The sequence below is a fragment of the Pseudomonas sp. VMV1 genome (assembly GCF_056790235.1).
In genome coordinates this window covers 1-562 of the sequence record NZ_JBXGSE010000043.1, presented here as the reverse complement: position 1 = coordinate 562, position 562 = coordinate 1, and the positions used below count along the sequence as shown (strand labels likewise).

The 562-nt window shown below is 59.3% G+C and carries 1 protein-coding gene; it reads right to left on the bottom strand.

The features are described 5' to 3' along the window. Positions 1-562 (bottom strand): transposase family protein (locus ACUCV0_RS24075; protein ID WP_482213932.1); only part of this gene is annotated, 562 nt, incomplete at both ends.

The following is a 562-nucleotide window of genomic DNA, read 5'->3' as shown; positions in this document are numbered from 1 at the left end:
GAGCAGCTGATCGAAAACGCCAAAGGGCAGGGGAACGCCTTCCGATCTGATTCCTATGCGCCCGCATGGATAGTGATAGATGTCCACGTAGTGGCCAGCCAGGCCTTGCGTCTGCGGGGTGTCATTAATCAGGTAGAGGCGTTTGTCGTATTGCAGGGTTAGTCTTTTCGAGACTCGCCGGGGCTCGCGCCAGGTGAGGATCAACGAGAGATCTTCATCGTCACGTACCGGGCGGTGGGCATCGAAGTCCGAGCGGGCCGGTTTGCCGAAGCGACGATTGTAATCGGCTATGAAGAGCGGCAGATAAGCATTAGCGGCTTCGACGGTGCTGATGTCTCGCAGTCGCAGTTCCTTGACCAGGCGATCCTGCAAGGTGAGATGGGCTCGCTCGACGCGGCCCTTGGCCTGGCTGGAGTTGGCGCAGAAGGTATCGATGTTCAGCTCGAACATGGCCCGGGCGAACTGCGTGTGGCCATCGCGACCCTGGGCATCCTTGCTGTTGACTCGAAATACACTGGCCTTGTCGCTGTAGCGCGCCAAGGGCTTACCGTGGTGCTCCAAG